The 10,765-nt window shown below is 46.5% G+C and carries 2 protein-coding genes; both read right to left on the minus strand.

The features are described from left to right. Window positions 1–72 precede the first annotated feature (72 nt). A complete protein-coding gene (locus tag QUA56_RS08915) occupies window positions 73–3,930 on the minus strand; it encodes a beta-ketoacyl synthase N-terminal-like domain-containing protein (RefSeq protein ID WP_333356002.1) in 3,858 nt (1,285 codons plus the stop codon). Beyond that, the gene (locus QUA56_RS08920; RefSeq protein ID WP_333356204.1) at window positions 3,923–10,402 is read right to left on the minus strand and encodes an amino acid adenylation domain-containing protein; all 6,480 of its coding nucleotides are present in this window, start codon (window positions 10,400–10,402) and stop codon (window positions 3,923–3,925) included. Before QUA56_RS08920 ends, QUA56_RS08915 begins: the two co-directional genes overlap by 8 nt. Between the last annotated feature and the right edge of the window lie 363 nt (window positions 10,403–10,765).

The raw sequence follows: 10,765 nt of genomic DNA on the forward strand, positions 1-10,765 counted from the left end.
TGGGCTTTAGCCCTCTTTAAAAAGTAAGTAGTTGGGCTTCAGCCATAAGAGGGCTGAAGCCCAACTACGTACCTAATCAAGATATACTCTAAGTTGTTCAGCCATAACCTGAACATGAGGTGGGTAATTCATAGTAATATGATTTCCCGGCACTTCTCGAACCTCTACTCCTCCAGTAGCAACCTCAATCCAGGGCAATTCTGGATTTTTGGCATTAACTTCATTTTGCTCTGTAGCACGAAAAAATATAATTCGACCTCCATAAGTTTGAGGGATGTAATTTAGCATCGCCTGGGCGTGTACTTTAAAAAGATGAAGAAACTGGCGAATCTGAGGTAAACCAAAATCAGGAGGCACTACCCTATTAGCAATTTTTACTTGCTCCAAAAAGTAGACAAGTTGCTCATCTGGCTCAAGCTTCTGGAGGACATCCATAGAAAGAGCAAGATTGAAACCAACACCTAGTAAGTATACCAGAATTGCTGTATCATCTTCTGTCTCTAAAACGGGCATTTGACCAGGGCCAGGAGTATCAATTAGGGTTAGCAATGCTATCTTTTCACCTACTGCATTGAGTTGCTGCGCCATCTCAAAAGCAACAGTGCCTCCAAAGGAAGAACCACCCAAAAAATAGGGGCCTTCAGGTTGTTGAAGCCGCACTGCTTCGATATAGCGAGCAGCCATTTCTTCAACTTTAGTAAAAGACTCAGTTTCCCCATCTGAGACGTGCGCTTGTATTCCAAAAATAGGCCGATCTGAACCTAGATAACGTGCTAAATCCCGATAAATGTAAACGTGACCACCTACCGGATGAACTAAGAACAAAGGTTGTTTAAAACTACCGCGCTGAATTTCTACTAACAAAGATTCAGAAGCTGGCTGGAGTGGCTGGTTAGTATTATCATATAAGTCGGAATTGTCTTTAATTAATGCAGCCAAAGCTGCAATAGTCGATGATTGCAATAGGCTATGGGGAGACAAGGATTTTTGCAGTGTTTCGTTTAATTTAGTTATTAGTTGAACGGCTAATAAGGAATCTCCGCCTAAATCAAAAAAATCATCATGAATCCCTACTTGCTCGATACCGAGAAATTCTTGCCAGATACTAGCAATAGTTTGCTCAATCTCATCTCTAGGAGCAATATAGGTATTGTCTAAATTCGGTCTAGAGTGATGTGGTGTTGAATCGACTGGTTGGGAATTTTCATCTGGTAAAGATGCAATTTTAATCGGTTGCTCGATTCCTGGTGCTTCAATCCAGTAACGTTGGCGCTCAAACGGATAGGTAGGCAATGGGAGACGATAAGGCTGCTCATCAGCATAAAATTTAGACCAATCTATTTGTACTCCTCCTAACCAGAGTTTACCCAATGTAGTAAGTAAAAAAGCTAAATCTGAATTTTGATCTTGTGGATGGCGCAATGAAGAAAGTATAATCTGCTCAGCCCCCTTATGAGGATGCTGTTTTGCTAGCGTGTTCAACGTCCGTCCGGGCCCCACTTCTAGCAATATTTGATTTGGGTCTTTTAATAGCTGTTGTAACCCATCTGCAAAGCGTACTGTTTGCCGCAGATGTTGAGCATAATAACTCGGATTTGTCGCCTCTGTCGCTGTAATCCAATTACCAGTAACGTTCGACAAATATGGAATTTTAGGCGATTTCAGCTTAACTTTTTTCACCTGTTTGGTGAATGGTTCTAAAATTGGCTCCATCATCTGTGAATGGAAGGCATGAGAAGTGTGCAATCGGCGACACTCTACACCTTTTTCTAGTAATTTTTGTTCCAATTCATCTACGGCATCAGTAGCACCTGATACCACGCTCATAGATGCTCCGTTAATCACAGCTAAATCGAGTTTATTGCCCAAAAATGGTTGCATTTGCTGCTCTGGAAGTGGAACTGCAAGCATCGAACCACTCGGCAGTTGTTGCATCAATTTACCTCGTGCAGCTACCAAGGATAAGGCATCTTCCAATGAGAAAACACCAGCTAAACAAGCTGCGACATATTCACCAATGCTATGACCAATCATCGCTTTGGGATGCACTCCCCACGACATCCATAACTTAGCTAAAGCATATTCGATCGCAAACAGTGCTGGTTGTGCGATCGCCGTCTGTTTTAGTTGGTTTGTAGCTGCTTCTGCTTCTGGTTCATTGGGATAAAGTACGTGGCGCAGATCGATTCCCAAATGAGGTTTAAGAATTTCCGAACTTAGGTCGATCTGTTCGCGAAATGTTGGTTCAACTTGGTAGAGTTCCAAGCTCATATTGATGTACTGCGAACCCTGTCCTGAAAACATAAATACGACAGGTCGATCTTTGGACTCTTGAAAGCTGGTAAAAACTCGTTTTGGATCGAGATTGTCGAGGGCGGTAACACCTTCTTGATTGTTATTGCAAACGACTATTCTTCGATGGCTGAAAGCTCTTCTACCAACTTGAAGCGTGTAAGCAACATCAGCCAGATTTACATCAGGATTTTGCTTTAAATACTCTGTTAAATTTGCGGTTGCCGTATCAAGTGCAGTGCTAGTTTTTGCAGATAAAACTAACAGTTGATCTTCTTTCCCCTGCTCCCCTGCTCCCCTGCTCCCCTGCTCTACACTAGGCGCTTCTTCTAGTACCACATGAGCATTAGTTCCACCGATGCCAAAGGAACTAACTCCAGCACGACGGGGAGTTTTACCTGCTTTCCATTCGGAAAGCTTAGTATTGACATAAAAGGGACTGTTTGCAAAATCAATCTTGGGATTAGGCTGTTCAAAATGCAAGCTAGGCGGTATTAACTTGTGTTTGAGAGCTTGGACAGTTTTGATTAAGCCAGTGACACCAGCAGCAGTATCCAAATGTCCGATATTGGATTTTGCAGAACCGATCGCACAAAAGCCTTTTTTCTTAGTTTCAACTGAGAAAGCTTGCGTCAGCGCCGCAATTTCGATCGGATCGCCGAGGGGTGTTCCGGTTCCGTGAGCTTCTATATAGCTGACGGTTTCAGCGGGAATTTCTGCTAGTGCTAGAGCATCTGCGATCGCCTGCGCCTGACCATCTATACTGGGAGCTGTATAGCCAATTTTGAAAGCACCATCATTATTGAGCGCAGAACCTTTAATCACCGCATGAATATAATCTCCATCCGCGATCGCCTCCTCTAATCTTTTCAAAACCACAATTCCCACACCGCTACCGCTAACAGTTCCCTGTGCCTTAGCATCAAAGGCTCTACAGTGTCCGTCTGGCGAAAGAATCATTCCCTCTTTATAAAAATATCCTGTTTTTTGGTTAGTGCCAATAGAAACGCCACCAGCCAAAGCCATATCGCATTGATAATTTAGCAAACTTTGGCAAGCCATGCTAATAGCAACCAATGAAGTAGAACAGGCTGTTTGGACAGTAATACTCGGCCCCTTCAAGTTTAATTTGTAAGAAACGCGAGTTGACAGGAAATCTTTCTCATTGGCGATCGCAAGTTGAAAATCTCCAACGGATTCTCTAAGCTGGTGATTAGGATAAAGGTTATTCAAAAAATAAGTATTGAAACTCCCTGCGCCTGCGTAAACCCCTATCGAACCTTCGTACGTTTCCGAGTTATAGCCAGAACTTTCTAGAGCCTGCCAAGCCGACTCCAAGAAAAAGCGGTGTTGTGGATCTGTGATTTCAGCTTCTCTAGGATTAAACCCAAAGAATGAAGCATCAAACAACTCAATATCTTCTAATACAGCTCTTGCTTTTACATAGCGCGGATCGCGCACCACTGATTCGTCAATACCCAAAGATTCTAGTTCTTGTTCAGAGAAGAAAGAAATAGATTCCACACCATCACGCAGGTTTTCCCAGAACTCATCAATATTTTTAGCACCAGGAAAACGACCTGCCATGCCGATGATAGCGATACCTTCTATAGAGTTGGTAGTCTCAGAGTTATCCATTTTTATTCTTTCCTTGCAAGCGCTGTTTTTGCTTTTGGCGATTGATTGCTTCTTTTTGTTTATTGATGTGTTCTCGACTTTGCCCAACAGAGGATTTTTCCTCTGGCTCCTCACTTAAATATTGCGCCAAGGAGCTGATGGTTGGATATTTAAACATTTCAATAATTGAAACCTCTCTGTCCACCACTTCGCGCAGTTGGCTATGAGCCTGAGCTATCAGTAATGAATGACCGCCTAGATCGAAGAAATTATCCTCTACACCTACTTTTTCTAAGTGTAATACCTGTTGCCAAACTGTAGCGATAATTTGCTCTAGCTCAGTTTGGGGTGCAACATAAGTTATTTCCAACTGCGGGTTAAGAGCATCTGGAACTGGTAGCGTCAGAGGGTCTAATTCGCCATTGGAGATCGGCGGCAAGGCATTCAAAAACACAAAGCTGGAGGGCATCATATAGTTGGGCAGCTTCTGCTTGAGAACATTGCGTAAACTCCCGACTGCTGTGCGTTGCAAAGCTTTCCAGAAACCCTGAGTTTCCAGAAGATACGCTATGCTCTGTTGAAAAATATCTTGTTCGATCGCACCCAGAGCCAACTCAATCCCTGCTTGGTTTCCCCGACACCAAGCCACACTTCCCGCCAACCACCGCTCTTCACCGGAACCGGGCATACGCAAGCGCAGGCGGACGGTTTGACCGGGCCCACAAGTATCTGGCACATCCACTAAGCCGACGCCACCGATGGAAATGTCTTCTGTGCGAAGTTCCACCGCTGGATGACCGTCAAATTCTGCCAGACACTCGCTCTTGAAGGGAGTACGTTCTGGTGTGAGGTTGGAAACGATATAGGCTACGAGGCGCTGATTGCCGGACGCATCTTCCCGCTTCATAACTACAGACTCTCGTACATCCGGGTGTTGGCTCAATATCGCCTCGATATCGCCCAGTTCGATGTCCAATAAATTATCATCGACACCAACTTTTTCTGGGTGTAATACTTGTTCCCAAGCTGTAGCGATCGCATCTTCGATCTCAGTCTGGGGTGCGACACAATCCAACTGTGGGTTAAAAGTATCTGGCTCTGGCAGGGCCTTGCGGTCTATTTTGCCGTTGGGTGTCAGCGGCAAGGCATTCAAAAACACAAAGTTGGAGGGCATCATATAGTTGGGCAGCTTCTGCTTGAGAACATTGCGTAAACTGCCGACTGCTGTGCGTTGCAAAACTTTCCAGAACCCCTGAGTTTCCAGAAGATACTCTATGCTTTGTTGAAAAAGTTTTTGTTCGATCGCGCTCAGAGCCAATTCAATCCCAGCTTGGTTTCTCCGACACCAAGCCACAGTTCCCGCCAACCATAGCTCCTCATCGGAACCGGGCAGATGCAGGCGCAGGCGGACGGTTTGACCGGGCCCACAAGTATCTGGTACGCCCAGTATGCCGACACCACCTAAAGAGATGTCTTCTGTACGAAGTTTCACTGCCGGGTTCCCGTCAAATTCTGCCAGACACTCACTTTTGAAGGGAGTACGTTCTGGTCTGAGGTGGGAAACAATATAAGCTACTAGGCGCTGATTGCCGGACGCATCCTCCCGCTTGATAACTACAGACTCTCGTACATCCGGGTGTTGGCTCAATACCGCTTCGATCTCGCCCAGTTCGATGCGGAAGCCGCGAATTTTCACTTGCTGGTCGATGCGACCGAGGAATTCGATATTGCCGTCGGCTAGGTAGCGGGCTAAGTCGCCAGTTTTGTAGAGGCGATCGCCTTGTTCATGGCTAAAGGGGTTGGGGATAAAGCGATCGGCTGTTAGGTCGGGCCGGTTGAGGTAGCCCCGCGCTAAACCAGCACCGCCAATATACAATTCTCCCGGAATGCCGATCGGGACAGGTTGTTTTTGGGCATCTAGAATATAGACCTGCGTGTTGGCAATGGGCCGACCGATGGGCGGTGACTCTTTACTATCAGTACATTCGGCAATGGTGGCACAGACGGTGGATTCGGTCGGCCCATAAGCGTTAAAGAAGCGACGACCTGATGACCATTTAGCCACAAGATCGGCGGAAACAGCTTCTCCTCCAACAATGATTGTTCCCAAGCTAGGAAGCTCTTCCAAGGGAAGAACTCCCAAGACTGCTGCTGGTAATTCAATGTGGGTAATAGCTCGATCGCGTAACACCTCAATCAGACTAGAACCTGCCAAAAGAGCATTATTGCTTGCGATACACAGAGTTGCTCCCGAACACAAGGCAATAACCCAATCGGAACTTGCAACATCAAAGCTCAAGGAAGCAAACTGGAGGACACGACTGGAGAGATTTACGTCAAATATCTCAATCTGTGCTTTGGCGAGGTTGCATAGTCCTCGGTGTGCCACCAGTACGCCTTTTGGTCTGCCTGTAGACCCGGAAGTGTAAATCACATAGGCTAGGTTATCAGAGGTTAAGCTGCATCCAGGGTTTTCTTCGCTCTGTCGCTCGATGATTTCCCAGTCTGTGTCTAGGCAAACGATACGTGCTTGGTGTTTGGGAAGAGATTCGACCAACTGCCTCTGAGTCAGGATCACTGGTACTTGAGCATCTTCTAACATCAAAGCTAAACGCTCTTGCGGATAAGCTGGGTCTAGCGGTACATAAGCTCCACCAGCTTTGAGAATGCCCAAAATTCCCACCACCATCTCTAAGGAACGTTCTACACAGATCCCCACCAGTACCTCTGCACCCACACCCAAATTGCGGAGATGATGTGCTAACTGATTCGCTCGTTGGTTCAGCTCTTGATAGGTAAGTTGTTCGTCTTCAAAGACTAATGCGATCGCGTCGGGCGTGAGCTCTACCTGTTCTTCAAACAACTGGTGTATGCACGCATTTTTGGGATAATCAGTTTCGGTATTATTCCAATCCACCAACTGCTGCCGTTCAAACTCAGTTAAAAGAGGCAACTCGGCAATTTTCTGCTCTGGGTTAGTAACGATGCCTTCGAGTAAAGTTTGAAAATGCCCCACCATCCGCTTGATACTGTCAGCATCAAACAAATCTGTGCTGTATTCAAAACGACCGACGATGCCCTCGGATGTCTCCTGTAATTCCAGAGTTAAATCAAACTTTGCCGTTTCGGTATCAATATCCAACTGGCTCCAATTCAGCATCGAATCCATGCCTGACATTGGCGGTTGCAAAACAAAAGCAACTTGAAACAGGGGATTTTGACCTAAATTCCGCTCTGGGTGCAGTGTTTCTACCAACTTCTCAAAAGGCAAATCTTGGTAAGCAAATGCTCCCAAAGTCACTTCCCGCACTCTTTCTAGCAACTGTTGGAAAGTCGGGTTGTCCTTGAGATCGGTACGCAGTACCAATGTGTTGATGAAGCACCCAATTAGCTGATGAATCTCTGACTGGTTTCTTCCTGCGGTGACAGTGCCTACTACAATGTCAGTCTGCCCCGTGTAGCGATAGAGTAAGGTTTTGAAGGCTGCCAGCAGTGTCATGTAGAGGGTAACGCCTTCTTTTTGACTTAATGAGGCGATCGCCTCACTCAAAGTTTGAGGTAGCGCGACACATTGCCTTGCACCCCGAAAGCTTTGGATTGGCGATCGCGATCGGTCTGTCGGCAGTTGCAGTGTTGGCAAATCAGCTAATTGCTGCTTCCAGTATCTAAGTTGGTTTTCCAGCACTTCTCCCTGTAGCCATTGTCGCTGCCAGTAAGCAAAGTCCGCAAACTGAATCGGCAGTTCAGAAAGAGGCGATGGCAAGCCCAAAGAAAAGGTGGTGTAAAGAGTCCCCAGTTCCTTCAGAAACAAGCCGTACAGAGAAACAGCATCAATAACGATGTGGTGTATGGTCAGGAACAACCTATAATCTGCCTCGCCCAACTGCATGAGAGTACCCCGCACCAGCGGCCCTTGGGCGAGGTCAAAAGGCTGCTTCGCTTCCAAAGTTGCCAGCCGTAAGGCTTCAGACTCCCGTTCTGTCTCTGGCAATTCCTCAAGATTCACCACTGGCAAAGCAAAATTAAAAGCATCTTGAATCACCATCACTGGTTGCCCATTCGCAATACCAAAGGTGGTTCGCAAAATTTCGTGACGCTTGATGATTTCGCTGATGCTGCGCTCTAGTGCGGCAACGTTTACAGAACCGGGCAGGCGAATGGTAATCGGTTCGTTATAGAAAGGTGTATCGGGAGCCAGTTGACATAGGAACCACAGTTGTTGCTGGCTAAAGGATAGAGGTAAGTCCCGATCGCGCGAAATTGGTAGAATCGGGGGAGCTTGGGGTATTGGAGCTTTGTGACTGGCGATTTCCAGATTGTGAGCAAGATCGGCTACTGTGACAGACTCAAACAGAGTACGCAAGGGTAATTCCACCTGGAAGGTGTCTCGCATTCGAGTTGCAATCTGCGTGACTAGCAGAGAGTGACCTCCCAATTCCAAGAATTTGTCGCGAATACCAACTCGCTCTAGTCCCAGCACTTCAGCCCAGATTCCTGCCACTACCTCTTCGACAGGAGTTTGAGGTGCTACATAATCTTGTCCTACTTCGGAAATTTTAACGGCTGGCGCTAATAGCTTCTGGCGGTCTATTTTGCCGTTGGGCGTTAGCGGCAAGGTTTTCAGGAATACAAAGCTGGAGGGAACCATATAGTCGGGCAACTTATCTTTCAGGAAGTTACGCAACTTGCCCGCGGCGGTGCGTTGCAAAAATTTTAAGAATCCTTGAGTTTCTAAGAGGTAGTCTATGCTCTGCTGAATCACAGCTTCTTCAGTGGGTGTGAGAGATAACTCAATTCCAGCCTGATTTCCCTGACACCAAGCGACTGTTCCCTCAAAACATCGCTCTTCGGCATCTCCCGGTAGCATTAGACGCAGGCGAACGCGCTGGCTTGTTGAGCAATTATCTGGAACTCCAACTACGCCGATTCCACCTACTGATATGTCTTCTGTTTGTAGTTTAACTGAGCGATCGCCATCAAATTCTGCTAAACATTCGCTGTTGAAGGGTGTGCGTTCTGCGGTAACTTTGGAAACAAGATAAGCTATCAAGCGTTTCTGTCCGGGGACATCCTCTTGTGCTGTTACCACTGCTATTTGCACATCTGGATGTTGCCCCAGCACTGCTTCAATCTCGCCCAGTTCGATGCGGAAGCCGCGAATTTTAACTTGGTGGTCAATGCGACCTTGAAACTCAATGTTACCATCGGGCAGATAGCGGCCCAGATCGCCCGTACAGTAAAGGCGATCGCCTGTATGGGGATGAGTAATGAAGCGTTTGCTGGTTTTTTCTTCATCTCGCCAATAGCATCTCGCTAAACCGATTCCCCCGATGTAGAGTTCCCCAACTTCTCCCTCATTACAAGGCTCCATTGCTTCATTGAGGACGTAGAATTTCTGGTTAGTCATCGATCGACCGTAAGGGATGCTTTTCCATGCTGGGTCAACGGTTTCGATGGGATATAAAATCGACCAGATGGAAGCCTCGGTTGCACCTCCTAAGCCAATGACCGCAAGGGTTGAAGGTTCGCCTACAGCGGATGCCAACTCAGTCCTATCTAGCCCCCTCCCCTTGCTAAGGGGAGGGTTGGGGAGGGGTTGATTCAATTCACTCTCGACTAAAGCTTTGATTTGATCTGGCAAAGTCAGGGGTATCCAATCGCCACTAAGAAGCACTAATCGCAGAGATGATGACAGAGTGTTGCTATGAGCAGCGGCATAATCTACAAGCATCTGCATCAAGGCGGGTGCTGAGTTCCAGATTGTGACTTGCGATCGCGCGATCGCCTCAACCCAATCAGCGGGATCTGGTGTTGCTGATACTTTCGGGATAACAACAGTTCCTCCCGCAGCTAGCAAGCCGAAAATGTCATATACAGATAGGTCGAAGCTAAGGGACGAGAGAGCTAAAACGCGATCGCCTGCTTCGACTTCAAAACGTTGGTTGATATCAAGGAGCGTGTTAACGGCACCGCGATGCTCGATCGCTACTCCCTTGGGTTGACCAGTAGAGCCAGATGTATAAATCACATAGGCTAAATTATCGGGTGTCACCTCACTGTCTGGATTTTCCTTGCTGAAGCGATCTAATGTTTTTGAATTGCCATCCAAACAGATGATCTGCGCTTGATGTTCGGGAAGAGATTCGACTAAATGCTGTTGTGTTAGCAACACTGGCGTTTGTGAATGTTCTAACATAAATGCCAGTCTATTTTGGGGATAATTCGGATCTAGTGGTACATAAGCTCCCCCTGCTTTGAGAATGCCTAATAGACCTACAACCATTTCTAGCGATCGCTCCACACAGGCAGCGACCAATACCTCTGGCCCAATACCGAGAGTCTTCAGATAATTCGCCAACTGATTAGCTTGGGTGTTTAACTCCTGATAAGTTAGCTGCTTCCCTTCAAAAATTACTGCAATAGCGTCAGGCGATCGCTCTACTTGGAACTCAAATAGCTGGTGGATGCAAGTATCTTGGAAATTACCTAGCATTTTATTCTTCCTTAGATAGGGAAATCCTGAGTTTTGTTGAGTTTTTTGATCCGTTGCCATCCGAGTTGCGGAGTTAATAGCATACCCTAACCAAAAGGCTTAAATTATTTAAATAAATTGGCAATCAGATGAGGATGATAGCGCCTAGCACCACCCAATAAAGCTAAGCTCGGTAAACTTTTGCTGCGATCGCCTAATCACTTTATGATATATATTAATAGCGGTATTTCTGCGATCGCGGTCACTATTTCATCTACATTTAGGTACGTAGTTGGGCTTTAGCCCCCAAAGAGCGCTGAAGCGCAACTACGTACCTTTGTCACTATTTCATCTACATTTAGGTACGTAGTTGGGCTTTAGCCC

The organism is Microcoleus sp. N3A4, assembly GCF_036701805.1.
GTDB lineage: Bacteria > Cyanobacteriota > Cyanobacteriia > Cyanobacteriales > Microcoleaceae > Microcoleus.